The 19,414-nt window shown below is 74.0% G+C and carries 20 protein-coding genes; 6 read left to right on the top strand and 14 right to left on the bottom strand.

Annotation, left to right across the window (positions count from 1 at the left end):
- Window positions 1-11 precede the first annotated feature (11 nt).
- The 5 genes from ACZ4K2_RS31155 to ACZ4K2_RS31175 form a co-directional block, all read right to left on the bottom strand.
- A complete protein-coding gene (locus tag ACZ4K2_RS31155; RefSeq protein ID WP_467478561.1) occupies window positions 12-179 on the bottom strand; it encodes a hypothetical protein in 168 nt (55 codons plus the stop codon).
- A gap of 114 nt (window positions 180-293) precedes the next feature.
- Window positions 294-1,244 carry a cytochrome c oxidase assembly protein gene (locus ACZ4K2_RS31160; protein WP_467478559.1) on the bottom strand — a complete coding sequence of 317 codons (951 nt, stop codon included), beginning with the start codon at window positions 1,242-1,244 and terminating at the stop codon, window positions 294-296.
- A 138-nt stretch (window positions 1,245-1,382) separates the two neighbouring features.
- A complete protein-coding gene (locus ACZ4K2_RS31165; RefSeq protein WP_467478558.1) occupies window positions 1,383-2,408 on the bottom strand; it encodes a 6-phosphofructokinase in 1,026 nt (341 codons plus the stop codon).
- A gap of 226 nt (window positions 2,409-2,634) precedes the next feature.
- Entirely contained in the window at window positions 2,635-3,363 is a 729-nt protein-coding gene (locus ACZ4K2_RS31170; RefSeq protein WP_467478556.1) for a type 1 glutamine amidotransferase, read from the bottom strand.
- A 21-nt stretch (window positions 3,364-3,384) separates the two neighbouring features.
- A complete protein-coding gene (locus tag ACZ4K2_RS31175; protein ID WP_467478554.1) occupies window positions 3,385-4,623 on the bottom strand; it encodes a MurT ligase domain-containing protein in 1,239 nt (412 codons plus the stop codon).
- 152 nt (window positions 4,624-4,775) lie between these two features.
- Between ACZ4K2_RS31175 and def the strand changes: the two genes are divergently transcribed.
- Complete coding sequence (gene def / locus ACZ4K2_RS31180) at window positions 4,776-5,348, top strand: peptide deformylase (RefSeq protein WP_467478552.1); 573 nt, start codon at window positions 4,776-4,778, stop codon at window positions 5,346-5,348.
- 44 nt (window positions 5,349-5,392) lie between these two features.
- On the opposite strand, the gene ACZ4K2_RS31185 is transcribed toward def, so the two are convergent.
- Window positions 5,393-6,037, bottom strand: coding sequence for a TetR/AcrR family transcriptional regulator (locus ACZ4K2_RS31185; RefSeq protein WP_467478550.1), 645 nt, complete (start codon window positions 6,035-6,037; stop codon window positions 5,393-5,395).
- Between the two features lie 170 nt (window positions 6,038-6,207).
- On the opposite strand from ACZ4K2_RS31185, the gene ACZ4K2_RS31190 reads away from it, so the two are divergent.
- Window positions 6,208-7,437: an acyl-CoA dehydrogenase family protein gene (locus ACZ4K2_RS31190; protein ID WP_467478548.1), complete on the top strand. Its 1,230-nt coding sequence runs from the start codon at window positions 6,208-6,210 to the stop codon at window positions 7,435-7,437.
- A 102-nt stretch (window positions 7,438-7,539) separates the two neighbouring features.
- Here ACZ4K2_RS31190 and ACZ4K2_RS31195 read toward each other — a convergent pair whose 3' ends face one another.
- The 8 genes from ACZ4K2_RS31195 to ACZ4K2_RS31230 all read right to left on the bottom strand — a co-directional run bounded on the left by ACZ4K2_RS31195 (window position 7,540) and on the right by ACZ4K2_RS31230 (window position 15,790).
- Complete coding sequence (locus ACZ4K2_RS31195; RefSeq protein WP_467478547.1) at window positions 7,540-8,058, bottom strand: cupin domain-containing protein; 519 nt, start codon at window positions 8,056-8,058, stop codon at window positions 7,540-7,542.
- A 7-nt stretch (window positions 8,059-8,065) separates the two neighbouring features.
- The gene (locus ACZ4K2_RS31200) at window positions 8,066-9,283 is read right to left on the bottom strand and encodes a cytochrome P450 (protein WP_467478545.1); all 1,218 of its coding nucleotides are present in this window, start codon (window positions 9,281-9,283) and stop codon (window positions 8,066-8,068) included.
- Window positions 9,280-10,344 (bottom strand): type III polyketide synthase, encoded by a 1,065-nt coding sequence (locus tag ACZ4K2_RS31205; protein ID WP_467478543.1) that lies wholly within the window; start codon window positions 10,342-10,344, stop codon window positions 9,280-9,282. Before ACZ4K2_RS31205 ends, ACZ4K2_RS31200 begins: the two co-directional genes overlap by 4 nt.
- Before the next feature lie 638 nt (window positions 10,345-10,982).
- Window positions 10,983-11,216, bottom strand: a complete 234-nt coding sequence (locus tag ACZ4K2_RS31210; RefSeq protein WP_360749383.1) for a DUF6213 family protein — start codon at window positions 11,214-11,216, stop codon at window positions 10,983-10,985.
- 26 nt (window positions 11,217-11,242) lie between these two features.
- Entirely contained in the window at window positions 11,243-12,628 is a 1,386-nt protein-coding gene (locus ACZ4K2_RS31215) for an NADP-dependent succinic semialdehyde dehydrogenase (RefSeq protein ID WP_467478541.1), read from the bottom strand.
- Between the two features lie 76 nt (window positions 12,629-12,704).
- Window positions 12,705-13,178, bottom strand: coding sequence for an NUDIX hydrolase (locus ACZ4K2_RS31220; protein ID WP_467478539.1), 474 nt, complete (start codon window positions 13,176-13,178; stop codon window positions 12,705-12,707).
- Complete coding sequence (locus tag ACZ4K2_RS31225) at window positions 13,175-14,713, bottom strand: ATP-dependent DNA ligase (RefSeq protein ID WP_467478538.1); 1,539 nt, start codon at window positions 14,711-14,713, stop codon at window positions 13,175-13,177. The genes ACZ4K2_RS31220 and ACZ4K2_RS31225 overlap by 4 nt, the downstream gene beginning before the upstream one ends.
- A gap of 132 nt (window positions 14,714-14,845) precedes the next feature.
- Window positions 14,846-15,790: an NAD(P)/FAD-dependent oxidoreductase gene (locus tag ACZ4K2_RS31230; RefSeq protein ID WP_467478537.1), complete on the bottom strand. Its 945-nt coding sequence runs from the start codon at window positions 15,788-15,790 to the stop codon at window positions 14,846-14,848.
- 66 nt (window positions 15,791-15,856) lie between these two features.
- On the opposite strand from ACZ4K2_RS31230, the gene ACZ4K2_RS31235 reads away from it, so the two are divergent.
- From ACZ4K2_RS31235 to ACZ4K2_RS31250, 4 genes are all read left to right on the top strand, one after another.
- The gene (locus tag ACZ4K2_RS31235; RefSeq protein ID WP_467478536.1) at window positions 15,857-16,432 is read left to right on the top strand and encodes a helix-turn-helix domain-containing protein; all 576 of its coding nucleotides are present in this window, start codon (window positions 15,857-15,859) and stop codon (window positions 16,430-16,432) included.
- Between the two features lie 87 nt (window positions 16,433-16,519).
- A complete protein-coding gene (locus tag ACZ4K2_RS31240) occupies window positions 16,520-17,485 on the top strand; it encodes an NADPH:quinone oxidoreductase family protein (RefSeq protein ID WP_467478534.1) in 966 nt (321 codons plus the stop codon).
- Window positions 17,482-18,663, top strand: coding sequence for an acyl-CoA dehydrogenase family protein (locus ACZ4K2_RS31245; RefSeq protein ID WP_467478532.1), 1,182 nt, complete (start codon window positions 17,482-17,484; stop codon window positions 18,661-18,663). The genes ACZ4K2_RS31240 and ACZ4K2_RS31245 overlap by 4 nt, the downstream gene beginning before the upstream one ends.
- Window positions 18,660-19,414 (top strand): acyl-CoA dehydrogenase family protein (locus ACZ4K2_RS31250; protein ID WP_467769986.1); only part of this gene is annotated, 755 nt, incomplete at its 3' end. The genes ACZ4K2_RS31245 and ACZ4K2_RS31250, both read left to right, overlap by 4 nt.

Below are 19,414 nucleotides of genomic sequence, written 5' to 3' on the forward strand. Positions count from 1 at the left end.
CGCGCCGCCGGTCAGGACTGGGTCACGACCAGGGCGAGTGTCAGCAGCCCCAGCACGACCCAGCCGAACCACAGCCAGCCGTTGCTGCCGAGCGCGACCGTGTAGGCGGTCACGACGACCAGCCCGCCGACCGTGAGCGCCCCCATCGCCTTGGTGGAACCGTGCGTGGAACCGGGCATCGCGACCCCCTCGTCGTGGTCCGTCCCTGACCATGGTGCCCCGGAATCCACCCGGACGGCATACGGCGACGGGCCGGAACCGTGACGGCTCCGGCCCGCGGGGGGTGGGGCGGCTCAGCCCTGGCGCCCGTTCAGCGAGGCCAGGTAGGCGTTGTACGCCTCCAGCTCCTGGTCCCCGTTGCGGTCGGCGGCCCGGTCCTTGCGCTTGGCCTGGCGCTGCTCGGAGCGGTACCACTGGAACAGCAGCGCGATCAGCACCAGCACCGACGGGATCTCGCTGAACGCCCAGGCGATGCCGCCCGCCGCGTTCTGGTCGGACAGGGCGTCGATGCCGAGCGAGGCGGACGGGTGCTCGAAGGTGCTCACCATCGGTGTCGACGCCATCATCAGCGCGATGCCGAAGAACGCGTGGAACGGCATGCCCGCGAACAGTTCCAGCATCCGCATCAGGTGGCCCGGCCGGTGCGGTCCGGGGTCGACGCCGATGATCGGCCAGAAGAACACGACGCCGACGGCGAAGAAGTGCACCATCATCGCGATGTGCCCGGTCCGGGAGCCCATCAGGAAGTCGAACAGCGGCGTGAAGTACAGGGCGTACAGGCTCGCGATGAACATCGGGATGGTGAACGCCGGGTGGGTGATGACCCGCATGTACCGGCTGTGCAGCAGCATCAGCAGCAGCTCGCGGGGCCCCTTGCGGCCCTTGCCCGCGGTCGGCAGCGCGCGCAGCGCCAGCGTGACCGGGGCGCCGAGCAGGATGAGGATCGGCGACAGCATGCTGATCACCATGTGCTGCACCATGTGCACGCTGAACATGACCATGCCGTAGTCGTTCAGCCGGGTGCACATCATGAGCGCGACGGTCAGCACCCCGGCGGCGTACACCACCGTACGGCTCACCGGCCAGGCGTCCCCGCGTCGGCGCAGCCGGACCACGCCCCAGCCGTACAGGGCCAGGCCGGCCAGGCAGGCGGTGAGGAAGAACGGGTCGGCCGACCACTCAAGCCCTCGCGCCAGCGTGAACGGCGGCAGATCCATGGTCATGCCGTGCCCGCTGTGATCCATCCGCCGGCTCCTGTTTCGTGGGGGTTGGGCGATTCTGTCCGGCCCCAGCGTAGAACCGGCCCCGGTCACTTCCTCGACCGGGGTCGGCTGCGGCGCGCCCACGCGGTGAGAACGGCACGGCCCCCCTGCGGCGCCTCCCTACAGGACGCACTCCGCTTCGTCGTACCGCTCGGCGGGCACCGTCTTCAGCGTCTCCACGGCCTCCGCCAGCGACACCGTCACGATGTCCGTCCCGCGCAGGGCCGTCATCGTGCCGAACTCGCCCCGGTGCACGGCCTCCACCGCGTGCCACCCGAACCGGGTCGCCAGCACCCGGTCGTACGCCGTCGGCGTGCCGCCCCGCTGCACGTGCCCGAGGATCACCGGCCGGGCCTCCTTGCCGAGCCGCTCCTCCAGCTCGACCGAGAGCTGCCGCGCGATGCCCGCGAAGCGCTCGTGCCCGTAGACGTCCTTGCCGCCCTCGTCGAACTCCATCGAGCCGGGGCGCGGCTTGGCGCCCTCGGCGGCGACGACGATCGCGAACCGCTTGCCCGCCTCGAACCGCTCGCCGACCTTCCGCGCCAGCGCGTCGATGTCGAAGGGCCGCTCCGGGACGACGACGGCGTGGGCGCCGGCGGCCATGCCGGAGTGCAGGGCGATCCAGCCGGTGTGACGGCCCATGACCTCCACGATCAGCACCCGCTGGTGGGACTCGGCGGTGGTCTTCAGCCGGTCCAGGGCCTCGGTCGCGACGGTCACCGCGGTGTCGAAGCCGAACGTGACGTCCGTGACGGCGATGTCGTTGTCGATCGTCTTGGGCACGCCGACGATGGGCAGTCCGTTGTCCGACAGCAGCCGGGCCGCCTTCAGCGTGCCCTCACCGCCGATCGGGATGATCGCGTCGAGGCCCAGCTCCGCGACGTGGCCCCGGGCCCGCTCCACGCCGTCCCGCAGGTGCTCCGGGCGGACCCGGGAGGAGCCGAGGATGGTGCCGCCGCGGGCCAGGATGCCGCCCACGGCGTCGAGGTCGAGCTTCAGATAGTCGCACTCCAGCAGGCCTCTCCAGCCGTCCCGGAAGCCGATGACCTCGTCGCCGTGGTCGGCGACGGCACGGTGCACGACGGACCGGATGACGGCGTTCAGGCCGGGGCAGTCGCCCCCGGACGTGAGGACACCAATGCGCATAGCCCGTATTACCTTCTCGACGTGGGCCGGGTAGACCGGACCACGTTGTCCGGCGGATTCCCGGTCACCCTACCGGCGTCCGGGGGTGGCTCCGTAGCGGGCGTCCGCCTGCTGGACGCGCCCGCACATGTGAGCGGACGGGCCGTCAGGCGGGCCCTTCGGACCGCGCGGGAAGCCCGCCGGGGAGAGGGCGCGCGAGCCGTCGCGCGCCCTCGGCGCCGGCCGGTCAGGCGGGCTGCTGGGCGGAGGCGATGCGCTCGTCGCGCAGCGCTTCGTACCAGCGGTCGTCGATCGGCGGCAGCGCGTTGACGTCGAGGGCCAGCTTCAGCAGCAGGTCGGCGATCAGCGGGTTGCGGGCGAGGACCGGCCCGTGCATGTACGTGCCGAAGACGGTCCCGTTGTACGCGCCCTCCGTGCCGTCCCCGGTGCCGTTGCCCCGGCCGACCACCGTCCGGGCGAGGGGGCGGGCCGTGGGACCGAGGTGGGTGACGCCCTGGTGGTTCTCGAAGCCGGTGAGCTGGGGCAGGCCCAGCTGCGGGTCGATGTCGCCCAGCACGTCGCCGACGCACCGCTCGCCCTCGCCGCGCACCGAGACCACGTCGAGCAGGCCGAGGCCCGGCTCGCGCTGGCCGAGGTCGTTGATGAACTCGTGGCCGAGGATCTGGTAGCCGGCGCAGACGGAGAAGACGATCGCGCCGTTCTCCACCGCGCGCTGGAGGTGCCCGTCGCGGCGCAGCCGTTCGGCCGCGAGCCGCTGCGGACGGTCCTCGCCGCCGCCGATCAGGTAGATGTCCCCGGAGGTCGGGATCGGCTGGTCGCTGCGCACGTCCAGCCGGGCCACGTCCAGGCCGCGCTGCCGCGCCCGGCGCTCCACCACGAGGGCGTTGCCCTGGTCGCCGTAGGTGCTCAGCAGGTCCGGGTAGATCCACACCAGCCGCAGTTGGTTGTCGCTCATGAGGTGGTCGCCCTTCGAAGGTCAGTTGCCGACGCGGCGGCGCAGGTCCTGGAACGCGGTGTAGTTCGCGATGACCTCGATCCGGCCCGGCGGGCACATCTGCACGGCCTGGTCGAGGTCGTCGCAGACCTGGAAGTGCTGGTTGGCGACCTCCAGGCGGACGGCGAGGTCCAGCTTGCGGTCACCGACGACGAAGATCGGGTGGCCGGTCAGCCGGGTGTAGTCGACGTCCCACAGCCAGGAGGTGTCGGTGCCGTCGGCTCCGCGCGCGTTCACGGACAGGATCACCGGGGCGGGCGGCGGGTCGATCAGGGAGAACGTCTCCAGCCAGCCGGCCGGGTTCTTGGCCAGCAGCAGGCGCAGGTCGCGGTTCTGGAACTGCACGACGTCGTACCGGCCGGCGACGGCCTGCACCTGGTACATCCGCTCCAGCGCGACCTGCGGCGGCACGCCGAAGACGGCGGCGACGGCCGCGGAGCTGGCCGCGTTCGCCTTGTTGGCGCGGCCGGGCAGCTGGAGGTGGATCGGCCAGGCGGAGCCGTGCGGGTCCAGCACGTGGTCGCCGGAGAGCGCCCAGGTCGGCGTGGGCCGGCGGAAGCCGCACTCACCGCAGAACCAGTCGTCGCCGGGACGCTGCATCACGCCGCCGCACGACGGGCAGGACCAGGCGTCGTCCTTCCACATCTGCCCGGCCGCGACCCAGATCACGTTCGGGGAGGAGGACGCGGCCCAGACCACCAGCGGGTCGTCGCAGTTGGCGACGACGACCGCCTTGGTGCCGGCCAGTCCCTCGCGCCAGTTCTCGGCGAGCATCCGCGTCTCGGCGGCGCGGTCGAGCTGGTCCCGGGAGAGGTTCAGCAGGGCGATGCACTTGGGGTCGGTGTCCCGGGCCACCCCGGCCAGGTACTTCTCGTCGACCTCGATGACGCCGAACTTCGATTCCGAGCCGCCCGCGAGCGCGGACGTGATGCCGGCCGGCATGTTGGCGCCGAGCGCGTTCGACACGACCGGGCCCGCGGCGCGCAGCGCCTCCGCGATGAGCCTGGTGGTGGTGGTCTTGCCGTTGGTGGCCGACACCAGGACGACGTCCAGGTTCTGGGCGAGCCGCCCGAGCAGGTCGGGGTCGAGCCTCAGTGCGACCCGGCCACCGATCACCGACCCGCTGCCGCGTCCCGCGGCCCGCGATGCCGCGGCGACCGCCTTGCCCGCGGTCACGGCCAGCTTGGCCCGCGGCGAGAGCGGGTCCGAGTTGCCTGCCATCAGTTCTCGATCCTCCTTGCGTACGCGCCGCGCCTGGGGCCATCCGGCAGCGTGGTGTGAGCCTCAGCCTATCGAGATCCATTCGCACACCCGAATCCCGGCCCATGTCTCGAGCGGCGGGCATGGGCTGTAGGAACCGTACCCTTGCCGCCATGCGACACGGATCCATTCCGGGCGCCCGCGGGCGCGTCCGGCCTCTCACCCTGCTCGGCGACCCGCTGCTGCACCGGCCGTGCCGGGACGTCACCGACTTCGGCCCGGACCTCGCGGCGCTCGTGGAGGACCTGTTCGCCACGATGTACGCGGCCCGCGGAGTGGGTCTGGCCGCGAACCAGATCGGGGTCGGTCTGCGGGTGTTCGTCTACGACTGCCCCGACGACGAGGACGTGCGGCACCTCGGGCACGTGGTGAACCCGCGGCTGGTGGAGGCGGACGGCGTGGTGGTCCGGGGGCCGGAGGGCTGCCTGTCCCTGCCGGGCCTGGAGGCCGGGACCGAGCGCCACGACCACGCGGTCGTCGAGGGCCGCACGGTGACGGGGGATCCGGTCACCGTGCACGGCACGGGCTTCTTCGCCAGGTGCCTGCAGCACGAGTACGACCACCTGGCGGGCCGCGTGTACGCGGACCACCTCGCGGGATGGCGCAGGCGCAGGCTGGACCGGCAGATCGCGCGGGCGCCGTGGCACCGGGCGGGCGGCGCGGCGGGGGAGCCGGGACCGGCATGACCGGCGGGACCGGCCGCCGCGCGCCCGTGGCCGAGGGGCGCCCGTCAGAACCCGGGGCCGCCCACCCGGTCCCCGGCGGCCGCGAGCCGGCCCCACAGCAGGTCGGCCAGAGAGCGGACCAGCTCGGCCCGGGAGCAGGGCCGTTCGCCCAGCCACCAGTCGCCGGCCGCGTGCATCATCCCGACGATGCCGTGCCCCCAGACCCGGGCGAGCCGCTGGCTCTCCGGGCCGAGGTCGACGCGCTCCTCGATGACCTGCGCCAGTTCCTCGCCCATCCTGCGCAGCAGCGGGGCGCTGTGCTTGCCGACGTCGAACCCCTGGTCGCTTCCGGAGCTGCCCTCGGCCGGGTGCATCAGGAACCGGTACACCTGGGGCCGGGCCTCGATCGCCGCGAGGTAGGTGTCGAGGGTGGCCTCGACGCGCTCGCGCCGGGCCGCCGGGGCGTCCAGCGCCGCCCGCAGCGAGGACAGCAGGGCGTCGGTGTGCCGCTGGGCGAGGGCGGCGTACAGGCCGCCCTTGTCGCCGAAGTGGCGGTAGAGGATGGGCTTGGTGATACCGGCCTCCGCGGCGATCGCGTTCATCGACGCCTGCGGGCCGTCGCGCAGCACCACCCGGTCGGCGGCCTCCAGCAGCTCGCGCCGTCGGCGGTCGGCGGACCGCTGCTGCTCGGTCCGCTGCGTGGTGTCCATGTGCTCTCCCCACCCGTGCTGATTCGGTGACGCACGCGCAAAGTAACACTGACCGCGCCCCTGACATCGAACGGGAGGCCGACGCGCCCTCGGCGGTTGACTTTTCCTACCAGCCGGTAACAGACTTCCGTTACCGTTAGTAACATCGCATCGCCGCCGCTGGAGGGGACATGGCCGAGTTCACCATGGAGCTCAACGACGAACAGAAGGAGGTCCGCGACTGGCTGCACGGCTTCGCCGCGGACGTCATCCGCCCCGCGGCCGCCGAGTGGGACGAGCGCGAGGAGACTCCCTGGCCGGTCATCCAGGAGGCCGCGAAGGTCGGCATCTACTCCCTCGACTTCTACGCGCAGCAGTACTTCGACCCCACCGGCCTCGGCATCCCGATGGCCATGGAGGAGCTGTTCTGGGGCGACGCGGGCATCGCCCTGTCCATCGTGGGCACCGGCCTGGCCGCCGTGGGCGTCCTCGCCAACGGGACCGAGGAGCAGATCGGCACCTGGATCCCGCAGATGTACGGCGACCCGAACGACGTCAAGGTCGCCGCCTTCTGCTCCTCCGAGCCGGACGCGGGCTCCGACGTCGCCTCCATGCGCACGCGCGCCGTGTACGACGAGGCCAAGGACGAGTGGGTGCTCAACGGCACGAAGACCTGGGCGACCAACGGCGGCATCGCCAACGTCCACGTCGTCGTCGCCGTCGTCGACCCCGGGCTTGGCTCCAAGGGCCACGCCTCCTTCATCGTCCCGCCCGGCACGGCCGGCCTGTCCCAGGGCCAGAAGTTCAAGAAGCACGGCATCCGCGCCTCGCACACCGCCGAGGTCGTCCTCGAGGACGTCCGGGTGCCCGGCTCCTGCCTGCTCGGCGGCAAGGACAGGCTGGACGAGCGGCTCGCCCGGGCCCGGGAGCGGGCCAGGGCGGGCGGCGGCGAGCGGGTGAAGAACGCGGCGATGGCCACGTTCGAGGCGAGCCGGCCCGCCGTCGGGGCCATGGCGGTCGGCACCGCCCGCGCCGCCTACGAGGTCGCCCTCGACTACGCGCGCACCCGGGAGCAGTTCGGCCGGCCCGTCATCGACAACCAGGGCGTCGCCTTCCAGCTCGCCGACATGCGGACCCGGATCGACGCCGCCCGCCTGCTGGTCTGGCGCGCCTCGTGGATGGCGGTCAACGGCAGGCCGTTCACCGCGGCCGAGGGCTCGATGTCCAAGCTGTACGCGAGCGAGACCGCGAAGAAGGTCACCGCCCAGGCGATCCAGATCCTGGGCGGCAACGGCTACACCCGCGAGTACCCGGTCGAGCGGATGCACCGGGACAGCGCGATCTACACGATCTTCGAGGGGACGAGCGAGATCCAGCGGCTCGTCATCGCGCGCACGCTGGCGGGGATGCCGATCCGCTAGCGCCGCGGCGGGCGCGGGCCCGCCGCCGGGTGCCGCGCCCCCGCCCCGCCCGCCCGGCGGGGGCGCCCGGGCCGGCACGCCGCGCCCCCGCGGGCGGGCAGCTCACCTGTGCCGCAGGGGCGTGAGCTGCTCGATGTCGTACTTCGCCCGCAGCGCCTCGATCGCCTCCTGGTCCGGAGGGCCGCCGGAGCCCAGGATCTCCAGCAGCTCCTCGAAGTACAGTTCGTGGTCCGGCGGCGGGCTCGCCTGGAAGAACATCCTCGCCGGCGTGTCCGTCGGGTTGGAGAACGCGTGCGGGCAGCCCGGCGGCACCACGATGACCGTGCCCGGGGTGGCCCGGACCACCCGGTTGCCCGAACTCGACTCCCACCGCTGCCAGTTGTCCGGCGTGCGGATGCGCGGCTCGAAGGCGAGCACGTCCAGCTCGCCGTCGAGGACGTAGAACAGCTCCTCGCTGCGCGTGTGCACGTGGGCGCCCACGTCGAAGCCGGGCGGGACCTCCACCTCGAACGTCGAGGCCATCCGCGAATGGGTGCCGGTGACCTTGAACGTCACCCGCTGGGCCGGGGTCTCGACCACGCGGCCGTGGCCCGGCGGCACGTACAGTCCTTCGGTCGTCATGGGCCGCTCACCAGGTCACCGGAAGGGCTTCGGGGCCCCGGATCAAGGCGCCCTTCCTGAAGAAGACCTGATCCGGAGGTACAGCGAGTCTCATACCCGGCACGCGGTCCAGCAGGGCGTCCGCGAGGAGTTCTTCCTCCAGTCGGGCCAGCATGCCGCCGGGGCAGTAGTGCGGTCCGGAGCCGAACGCCAGGTGCGGGTTCGGGCTGCGGGAGAAGTCGACGGTCCCCGGGTCGGGGAAGACGTCCGGGTCCCGGTTGGCGGCCAGGTAGGAGACGTAGACCGGGTCGCCCGCGCGGATGCGCACCCCGGCGACCTCCACGTCCTCCAGGGCGATCCGGGACAGCCCGACCGCGTTGCGGTGGGGTATCCAGCGCAGGAGTTCTTCGATCGCCCGGGGGCGGATCTCCGGCTCCGCCCGCAGCCGGTCCGCCAGGTCGGGGCGGGTCAGCAGCAGGTAGAAGAGCTGCCCGCTGTTGGCGGTGACCGCCTCGCCGCCGATCTGGAGGAGGACGGCCAGGCCGACCGCCTGCTCCCGGGTGACCTCCCCGCGGCCCACCGCGGCCCCCAGCAGCGAGGTGACGTCCTCGCCGGAGCCGTCCCCGCGCCGCCCGATCAGGCCGGAGAAGTACGCGGCCATCTCCCGCTTGGCCCGCTCGCTGACCTCCTTGCCGTGGGAGGAGGACAGGATGCGCCGGGTCCACCGGCGCATGCGGTGCCGGTCGCCGGCCGGGACGCCCATCACCTCGCAGATCACCGCGATCGGGAACGGGCCGAGCACCGCGCCGGTGAGGTCGGCGGGCGGGCCGCCCCGCAGCAGGTCGCCGACCAGCCCGTCCAGCACGGCCCGCGCCCGCTCCCGCACCCGCTCCACCCCCTTCGAGGTGAAGGCGGACGCCACCGCGCGGCGCAGCCGGGTGTGGTCGGGCGGGTCGAGGAAGCCGACCGCGCCCCGGTCCGGGATGAGGTGCGGGGCCAGCCGGGTGACCTGCTTGGCCAGGACCGCCTCACGGCCGAAGCGGGGGTCGTTGGCCACCCTGCGCACGTCCTCGTACCGGGTGACCAGCCACGCCCAGCCCTCGCCGTTGGGCAGCCGGATCCGGCTGACCGGGCCCGCGGCCATCAGCTCGGCCAGCACCGGGTCGAACTGCGCCCCCGGGAGGTCGACCGCCGGCCAGTGCCGCACCGGCGGCCGGACGCCGGTCAGCGTGGTCTGCGCGGTCATCCGGCGGAGCCGTCCCCGTCGGCCCAGCGGCCCACCGTCATCTCGGCGGTGATGCCGGGGCCGAACCCGGCGAGCAGCCCGCGCGCCCGGTCGCCGGGGCCGCCCTCGTCGAACAGCCGGCGCAGCGCGTCCAGGACGACGGCGCTGGCGATGTTGCCGTACTCGGTCAGCGTGGCCCGGCTGAACCGGAACGCGTGCGGGTCGACCTTGAGGAACTTGCTGAGGTCGTCGAGGATGCGGGGGCCGCCCGCGTGGATGATGTAGAAGTCCAGGTCGGTCGCGTCCCAGCCGTGCAGGCCGGCCAGGTCCTTGAGCGCCGGCGCGAGCGGTTCCATGGTCGTGGGCACCCGCTTGTCCAGCAGGAAGTGGAAACCGGTCGCCCGGACGTCGTACGCGATCCAGTCCTCGGTCTTCGGGATCAGGTACGACCCGTTGCGCTCCAGGGTGACGCCCGTGCCGCCCCGCCCGCGCACCACGGCGGCGGCGACACCGTCGCCGAACAGGCCGTTGGAGAGCAGCGAGCCCACGCCGAGGTCGGTGGGCTGGTAGCACAGCGAGCAGAACTCGCAGGCCACGATCAGGGCGTTGGCGTCCGGGTACGCCGAGCAGAAGTCGTGCGCCCGGTTGATCGCCGCGCCGCCGGCCGCGCAGCCGAGCTGGGCGATCGGCATCTGGCGGGTGGTGCTGTCGAAGTCCATCTCGTTGATCAGCCACGCCGTGAGCGAGGGCATCATGAAGCCCGTGCACGACACGTAGATGATCACGTCGATGTCGCGGGTGAGCAGCTCGGCGTCGTCGAGCGCGCGCTGGATCACCGCGGGGACGCGGGCCTTGGCCTCGGCCCCGTAGAGCTTGTTGCGCTCCTCGAAGCCCGGGTGCTTGAGGGTCTCCTCGATGGGCTGGACGATGTGTCTCGTCTTGACCCCGGTGTTCTCGATCAGCCTGAGGGCCAGCGGCAGTTGAGGATGGTCCGCGTGATGGAGGCGCGCCAGCTCCAGCGTCTCCTCCATCGTGATCACGTACTCCGGGACCGACACCGTGGGCCTGCACAAAGTCGCCATGAACCGTCCCTGCTTTCCGTGTTCCGGAAGACCTGCGCCCACCGGTCAGAAGGTGGGTCCACCTCTTGGGTGCTCCACCCACCGTCACCCGGGAGGGCGACGATCTCGCGCTGGATTACTCCGAACCGGGGACGCCGGGTCGGCTCCGGACGGCGATTTCCGCCGCCGGACGAGGGAAAACGCCCGGGTCGCCGTTACGCCCGCGCGCCCGCCGGAAAACGCCGGCCGCCCGGGCGCGACGGCACCCCGGGGCCCCTGGCCGCCCACCGCGCGAGGACGCCCCCGCCACCCCGCCGGGACCCGTCCGCCCACGGCGGCCGGTTCGGCCCGGGCCGCCGCCGACCCGCGGTACGGACACCCACGACCGCCGGGCCCGCTGTGGTGGGGGCCGTCGGGCCGGGGGAGGGCCGCACGGCGGGGGCGTCCGGCCGGGGCACGTTCTCGGGGGAGCGGCCGGGCGGGACCCGGGCGGGGGGTCGGGGCGAGCCGGGGGCGGTCCCGGCCGGCGGGGGCCGTGTCATCCGCCGGAGGGCGTGGCCGCCGTCACGCCCGACCGTGCCCGGCCGGGCGGCCGTCGAGCCGGCGGGCGGGTGCGGTTCGCGCACGCGCCCCGCCGGGCACGGCCCCGCGGCCCACGTCTACGGCGCCCCGCTGCTGTGCGCGATGCACGCCACGTCGATGCGGTCCGCCAGCTTCGCCAGTTCGATGGTCAGGGCGGCGACCGTGTCCTCGTCCAGCCCCTGTTCCCCGGCCTCGACGAGGTGCAGCCACCGCGCGCCGACGGTCCGCAACAACTTACTCACGTCGGCCGCCGATACCTGCAAGGCACCGCGGTCGTCGACGATCAGAGGCAGGGTCACTTCGCGGTTCACAGAACGGGATGGTAGCCGCGCGGCGCTCACGCACCCTGCCAAACCGTGGTGATGTTGCAGAACTCCCGGATTCCCTGCCCGGACAGCTCACGCCCGTACCCCGACCGCTTCACCCCGCCGAACGGGAACGCCGGATGCGAGGCGGTCATCCCGTTGACGTACACGGAGCCCGCCTCCAGGTCCCGGGCGAACCGCTCCACCTCGTCCTCGTCCCGTGTCCACACGTTCGAACTCAGCCCGAACGGAGAGTCGTTGGCGATCAGCACCGCCTCGTCCAGGTCGTCCGCCCGGTACAGCGTGGCGACCGGCCCGAACGCCTCCTCGCGGTGGATGCGCATCTCCCGGGTGATACCGGCGAGCACGGTCGGCGGGTAGTACCAGCCGGGCCCGTCCGGCCGCTCCCCGCCGCACAGCACCCGTGCCCCGCTCCGCCGCGCGTCGTCGACCAGTTCCTCCAGGTCCTTCCTGCCCTGCTCGCTGGCGAGCGGCCCGACCTCGGTCTCCTCCGCCAGCGGATCGCCGGTCCTGAGGGCCGCCATGCCCGCGACGAACCTCTCGGCGAAGGCGTTGTACACCTCGGTGTGCACGATGAACCGCTTGGCGGCGATGCAGGACTGCCCGTTGTTCTGCACGCGCGCGGTCACCGCCACCTCGGCCGCGCGGTCCAGGTCCGCGGACGGCATGACGACATAGGGGTCGCTGCCGCCCAGTTCCAGCACCGTCTTCTTGATCATCTCCCCGGCGGTGGAGGCGACGGCCCGGCCCGCCGGTTCGCTCCCGGTCAGGGTGGCCGCCTTGACGCGTTCGTCGCGCAGGACGTCGTCCACCGCGGTGGAGCCGATCAGCAGCGTCTGGAAGCAGCCCTCCGTGAAGCCCGCCCGGTGGAACAGGTCCTCCAGGTACAGCGCGGTCTGCGGCACGTTGGACGCGTGCTTGAGCAGCCCCACGTTCCCGGCCATCAGCGCGGGCGCGGCGAACCGGACCACCTGCCAGAGCGGGAAGTTCCAGGGCATCACGGCGAGGACGGGTCCCAGCGGCCGGTACCGCACCCGCACCCGGGCGGCCCCCGAGTCCCGCACGTCCGACTCGGCGGGCTCCTCGTCCGCCAGCAGCCGCTCGGCGTTGTCGGCGTACCAGCGCATCGCCTTGGCGCACTTGGCGGCCTCCGCGCGGGCCTGCCCGACCGGCTTGCCCATCTCGGTGGTCATGGTCCGGCCGATCTCCGCCCGGTCCTCGTCCAGCAGGTCGGCGGCCCTGCGCAGCAGTCGGGCGCGGTCGGCGAACGAGGTCGTCCGGTACGTGCGGAACGTGGCCTCGGCGAGCTGGAGCCGGCGTTCCAGCTCCTCCTCGCCCATGGCCTCGTACGTCTTGAGCGTCTCGCCGTTGGCCGGGTTCACCGTGGCGATGGGCATGGCTGGCCTCCCTGGGAGCGGGCTTGTCTCGACCTTCGCGCGCGGCACGGCAAGGCGCAACGCGACAGGCCCCTGGTCAGCCCGAGTGCTCCGCCAGCCGGTCGAGAAACGCGGCCTGCGCCGTGATGATCACCGCACGCGCCCGGTCCACGCCGAACCACGCCACCCGGTCCAGCTCCGGGAACTCCCGCGTGCGGCCGGACCGCGGCGGCCACTCCATGGTGAAGGTGCCCGGCACGATCGCCGCCGGGTCGAGGTCCGCCTCCACCGCCCACGCCGTCACGATCTTGCCGTTGGCCTGGGCGACCTCGCCGAGCGGCACGGCCCGCCCGTCGGGGGCCGGCAGGCCCAGCTCCTCCCGGAACTCCCGCCGGGCCGCCTCCCAGGCCGGCTCGTCCGGGTCGTACTCGCCCTTCGGCACGGTCCAGGCCCCCGCCTCCTTCTTCGCGAAGAACGGGCCGCCCATATGGCCGAGCAATACCTCCAGGCCCTCGTCCGTGTGCCGGAACAACAGCAGTCCGGCGCTGCGCCTCGTCGTCCGCACCGTCACGGCCTGACCTCCGGGTGGGCTGCCAGCAGGGCCTCCACCGTATCGGCCTCCTCGGGGCGCTTGTCCTCGCGGTAGCGGACCACGCGGGCGAAGCGCAGGGTGACGCCGGCCGGGTAGCGGGAGGAGCGCTGGAGGCCGTCGTAGGCGATCTCGACGACCAGCTCGGGGCGGACCCGGATCCCCCAGGGCCGCTCCTCGACGGCCAGTTCCCCGAGCCGCTCGGTCTGCCAGGCGAGCAGCGCGTCCGTCATGCCCTTGAACGTCTTGCCGAGCATGGCGAAGGACCCGTCCGCGTCGCGGGCCCCGAGGTGGAGGTTGGACAGCCTGCCGGTGCGGCGGCCGTGCCCCCACTCGGCGGCCAGCACCACCAGGTCGAGGGTGTGCACCGGCTTGACCTTGAGCCAGGCGGCGCCGCGCCGGCCCGCGCTGTAGGGGGCGTCGAGCGCCTTGACCACCACGCCCTCGTGGCCGCGGGCCAGGGTGTCGGCGAGGAACCGTTCCGCCGCGGCGGCGTCCCGCGGCCCCGAGGCCGTCACGCGACGCACCCGCATCGGCTCGGGCACCAGGCGGGCCAGCTCCGCGTGCCGCTCGGCGAACGGCAGGTCGAGCAGGTCGCGGCCGTCGACCGCGAGGACGTCGAAGAAGACGGGGGAGACCGGGGTCTCGCCCGCCGCCCTCGCCACGTCCGTGCGCGAACCGACCCGGCCCGCCGTCTCCTGGAAGGACCGCGGCCGGCCCGCGGCGTCGAAGGAGATCACCTCCCCGTCCAGGATGAACCGCTCGCCGGGCAGCCCGAGCACCGCCGCGGTCACTTCGGGCAGCCGGTCGGTGATGTCGTCCAGGGTGCGGGTGTGCACCCGGACCGTGTCGCCGTCCCGGTGCACCTGGACCCGGATGCCGTCCAGCTTCTCCTCCACCGCGCAGGCGCCCAGCTTCTCCACCGCCTCGGCGACCGAGGACGCGCTGTGCGCCAGCATCGGCAGCACCGGGCGGCCCACCGTGAGCCGGAACCGCTCCAGCGCCGCGGGCCCCTCGCCGAGCAGGGCCCGGGCCACCGCCTGGAGCGACCCCGCGAGCATCACGGCCCGCCGCACGTCCGCTGGATAGGCGCCGGTCGCCCGGGCGAGGCCCTCCACCGCGACCGCGTCCAGCGCGCCCTGGCGGACCTCGCCGGTGAGCAGGCCGAGCAGGAAGCGCTGCTCCTCCTCGGTGGCCGCGCCCATCAGCTCGCCGACGAGCCTGGTCCGCTCCGCCTGGGAGCCGGGCCCGGACACCTTGCCCAGCTCGGTGAGCCGGGCGTCGACCTCGCGGACGGTGAGGCCGGGCTCGGCGGCGGGCTCCACCGGCCGGCCGAGCACCTTCCAGCCGACGCCGAGCCGGCCCTGCGGCAGCCGTCCGGCCAGGTAGGGGATGACGATCGGCACGTCGTCCGCCTCCGCCTCCCGGAACAGCTCCGCGAGCAGAGCGGTCTTGCGGGACCGGGCCGCGGTGGCGGCCACCTCCCGGGACACCTGGGCGAGCCGGGTCAGCAACATGCAGTCATGGTGCCCCAGCGCTCCGCCGGACGCGCGGTCCGCCGGACGCGCGGCGCCCGGACCGGTGCGGTGCGGCGCGGCGCGGTGTCGTCCGGTGCGGTGCGGTGCGGTGCGGTGCCGTGGCCGGCCGTGTCACAGGCCGTCCGCGGGGGCCGCGCCGTCCAGGTCGGCGAAGAGCAGCTCCGCGTTGGCGGCCGCGCCCGCCCGGTAGCCGCGGCTGGCCGCGTTGACCACCTGCTCGGCGAAACCGCTCGCGTTGCCCGCCGCCCACAGCCCGGGCACGCTGGTCAGCCCCCGCTCGTCGACCACCGGGTAGCTGCCGAACGCCGTCTCGCGCAGCTCGGCGCCCAGCCCGGCGAGCAGGGCGTTGTCCGGCACGGGCCGCGGGGCGGTGTACAGGACGGCGCGGTCGTGCACCGTTCCGTCGGCGAGCCGGACCCCGGTCAGCCGGTCGTCGGCGACCACCAGCTCCGCCACCTCGCCGGGCACGACCACGACCCCGGCGGCGCGCAGCCGGCGCCGGTCGTCGGCCGTCAGCGCGGACTCGTCGGCCTCGTGGAGGAAAAGCCGTACGTCCTTCGACCACTGGGTGACCATCAGCGCCTGGTGCACGCCGAGCGGCGAGGTCGCGAGCACGCCGGTCGGCAGGTCGCGCAGCTCCCAGCCGTGGCAGTACGGGCAGTGGACCACGTCCCGGCCGAACCGCCCGGCGAGCCCCGGCACGGGCGGCAGCTCGTCGCGCAGACCGGTGGCGATCACCAGCTGCCGGGCCCGCACGGTCCCGCCGCCGGCCAGGGCGAGGGTGAAGCCGGTGTCCCGGGCCGCGTCCACCACCCGGTCCCGCACCAGTTCGACGCCGTACCGGGCGATCTCCTCGCGCCCGACGGCCAGGAACTCGGCCGGGGACATGCCGTCCCGGGAGAGGTAGCCCTGCATGTGCGCGGACGGCGCGTTGCGCGGCTCGCCCGCGTCGACGACCAGGGTGCGGCGCCGGGCCCGGCCCAGCACCAGCGCGGCGGACAGGCCGGCGGCCCCGCCGCCGACGACGACTGCTTCGTACCTGCGGTTCTCACTCATGCCGCGACGGTCGCCCGGCGTGCGCGGGATTGACAAACACACTTGCCGTTCCCGCAAATGTTGGACATGAGCACAGACGACGTACTGGCGGACGTGGGCCCGAGACTGCGCCGCATCCGCAAGGAGCGCGAGGTGACGCTGGCCGCCCTGTCCGGGGCCACCGGCATCTCCGTGAGCACCCTCTCCCGGCTGGAGTCCGGGCTGCGCAAGCCCAGCCTGGAGCTGCTGCTGCCGATCGCCCAGGCCCACCAGGTGCCGCTGGACGAACTGGTCGGCGCGCCGCCGGTGGGGGACCCGCGGGTGCGCTCCGAACCGATCCTCCGGGGCGGGCGCACCCACTGGCCGCTGACCCGCCAGCCCGGCGGCCTCCAGGCCTACAAGGTCCTCGAACCGCAGCGCAGTCAGGAGCCCGACCCGCGCACCCACGAGGGCTACGAGTGGCTCTACGTCCTCGCGGGCCGGCTGCGCCTGGTCCTCGGCGAGCACGACGTGGTGCTGGGCGCGGGGGAGGCCGCCGAGTTCGACACGCGGGTGCCGCACTGGTTCGGGTCGACGGGGGAGGGGCCGGTGGAGTTCCTCTCCCTGTTCGGGCCGCAGGGGGAGCGGATGCACGTACGGGCCCGGCCGGCGTCGCGGAAGTGACGCCGGGGGGCTGTTCCCCGATCGGCAAGCGACCGCTTAGTATGCGCTCGGACCCGGTCAGACGAAGCAGTCCCGTGGAGGCCCCGCATGCAGGCATGGCAAGTGCACGAGAACGGCGAGCCGAGCGAGGTGATGCGCCTGGCGGAGGTGGAGCGCCCGGTGCCCGGTGACGGCCAGGTGCTGCTGCGGGTGCGCGCCGCCAACGTCAACTTCCCGGACGCGCTGCTGTGCCGCGGCCAGTACCAGGTACGCCCGCCGCTGCCCTTCACGCCCGGCGTGGAGATCTGCGGCGAGACCGCGGACGGCCGCCGGGTGATCGCCAACCCGGTGCTGCCCCACGGCGGCTTCGCCGAGTACGTCCTCGCCGACGCCCGCGCCCTGTTCCCCGCGCCCGGGTCGCTGGACGACGCCGAGGCCGCCGCCCTGCACATCGGCTACCAGACCGGCTGGTTCGGCCTGCACCGCCGGGCCCGCCTGGAGCCGGGGGAGACCCTGCTGGTGCACGCCGCCGCCGGCGGCGTGGGCAGCGCGGCGGTGCAGCTCGGCAAGGCGGCCGGCGCCACCGTCATCGGCGTCGTGGGCGGCGCGGCCAAGGCCGCCGTCGCCCGGGACCTCGGCTGCGACGTGGTGGTCGACCGCCGCGCCGAGGACGTGGTCGCCGCCGTGAAGGACGCCACCGGCGGCCGCGGCGCCGACGTGGTCTACGACCCCGTCGGCGGCGAGGCGTACGCGCAGTCCGCCCGGCTGGCCGCCTTCGAGGGCCGGATCGTCGTCGTCGGCTTCGCCGGCGGCACGGTCCCGAGCCCCGCCCTGAACCACGCCCTGGTGAAGAACTACGCGATCCTCGGCCTGCACTGGGGCCTCTACAACACCCGGAACCCCGAGCTGGTCCGGCACTGCCACGAGCAGCTCACCGCGCTGGCCGCCCGCGGCGCGATCAGGCCGCTGGTGAGCGAGCGGGTACCGCTGGACGGGGCCGCCGCCGCGGTGCAGCGGGTGGCGGACGGCCGCACGACCGGCCGGATCGCCGTCGTGCCGGAGCGGGCGGCATGACCGGCGCCGCGGAACTGCGGGCCCGCACCGAGGAGTTGCTGGCCGCGCATCCCCCCGCGAGCACCGCCCGACCGGACTTCCTCCGCGCCCGCTTCGACGCGGGCCTCGCCTGGGTGCACTACCCCGAGGGCCTCGGCGGACTGGGCCTCCCGCGCTCGCTCCAGGGGATCGTGGACGCCGGACTCCAGGCCGCCGGAGCCCCCGACAACGACCCCCGGCGCATCGGCATCGGCCTCGGCATGGCCGCCCCGACGATCCTCGCGTACGGCACCGAGGAGCAGAAGCGGCGCTTCCTGCGGCCCCTGTGGACCGGCGAGGAGGTCTGGTGCCAGCTCTTCAGCGAGCCCGGCGCCGGCTCCGACCTGGCCGCGCTCCGCACCCGGGCGGTGCGGGACGGCGACCACTGGGTGGTCGACGGCCAGAAGGTGTGGACCTCCGGCGCCCACCTCGCCCGCTGGGCCATCCTGATCGCCCGCACCGACCCCGCCGTACCCAAGCACCAGGGCCTCACCTACTTCGTCTGCGACATGACCGATCCGGGCGTCGAGGTCCGGCCGCTGCGCCAGATCACCGGCGAGGCCGAGTTCAACGAGGTCTTCCTCACCGGCGTCCGCATCCCCGACACCCACCGCCTCGGCGAGACCGGCGACGGCTGGCGGGTCGCCCGGACCACGCTCGACAACGAACGCGTCGCCATCGGCGGCACGGCCCTGCCCCGCGAGGGCGGCATGATCGGCCCCGTCGCCAGGACCTGGCGCGAACGCCCCGCACTGCGCACCCACGAGCTGCACCAGCGGCTGCTGAAGCTGTGGGTCGAGGCCGAGGTGACCCGGTTCACCGGCGAACGGCTGCGCCAGCAGCTCGCCGCCGGCCGGCCGGGACCCGAGGGCGCCGGCACGAAACTCGCCTTCGCCCGCCTCAACCAGGAGATCAGCGGCCTGGAGGTGGAACTCCGCGGCGCGGAGGGCCTGCTGTACGACGACTGGACCATGCGCCGCCCCGAACTCGTCGACTTCACCGGCCGCGACGCCGGATACCGCTACCTGCGCGCCAAGGGCAACAGCATCGAGGGCGGCACCAGCGAGGTGCTGCTGAACATCGTCGCCGAGCGCGTCCTGGGTCTGCCCGCCGAACCTCGCACCGACAAGGACGTCGCCTGGAAGGACCTCGCCCGATGACGGACCTGCTGTACTCCGAGGAGGAAGAGGCCCTGCGGTCGGCGGTCCGGGCCCTGCTGACCGACCGCCGCGACCCGGCCGCGCTGCTCGCCCGCACCGAGTCGGACGCACCCCACGACGTCCCGCTGTGGCGCAAGCTGACCGGCGGGATGGGCCTCGCGGGCCTGCTGGTCCCCGAGCAACTGGGCGGCCAGGGCGCCACGCACCGGGAAGCCGCCGTCGTCCTGGAGGAACTGGGGCGGGCGGTCGCACCCGTGCCGTACCTGACGAGCGCCGTCGCCGCCACCGAGGCGCTGCTGGAGTGCGGGGCCGGCGACCTGCTCGCGCGCCTGGCGTCCGGGACCGCGGTCGCCGCGCTCGCCGTGGGCCTGCACACCGCTCCCGGCGCCGGCTTCGCCACCGTACCGGCCGGTGACGGCCTGCTCCGCGGCGAACTGCCCGGCATCGCCGACGCGGCCGTCGCCGACCTGCTGCTGGTGCCCGCGGACGACGGCGGCCTGTACGCGGTCGACGCCTCCGCCGCCACGATCGTCCCGCAGGTCTCCCTGGACCTCACCCGGCCGCTGGCCCGCGTCGGACTCGACGGGGTGAGCGGAGCCCGCCGGCTGGGCGACGCGGCACCCGCCGTGGGGGGGGCGCGGGGGGCCCCCCCCCGCCCGGGCGCCCCCCCGCCCCCCCCCCCCCCCCCCCCCCGGCCCGCAGCCCCGGGGCGGGAGCCCGAGGAGCGCCCCCCCGTCAAACCCCCGCGGGG

This window comes from Streptomyces sp. NPDC025833, assembly GCF_055558055.1.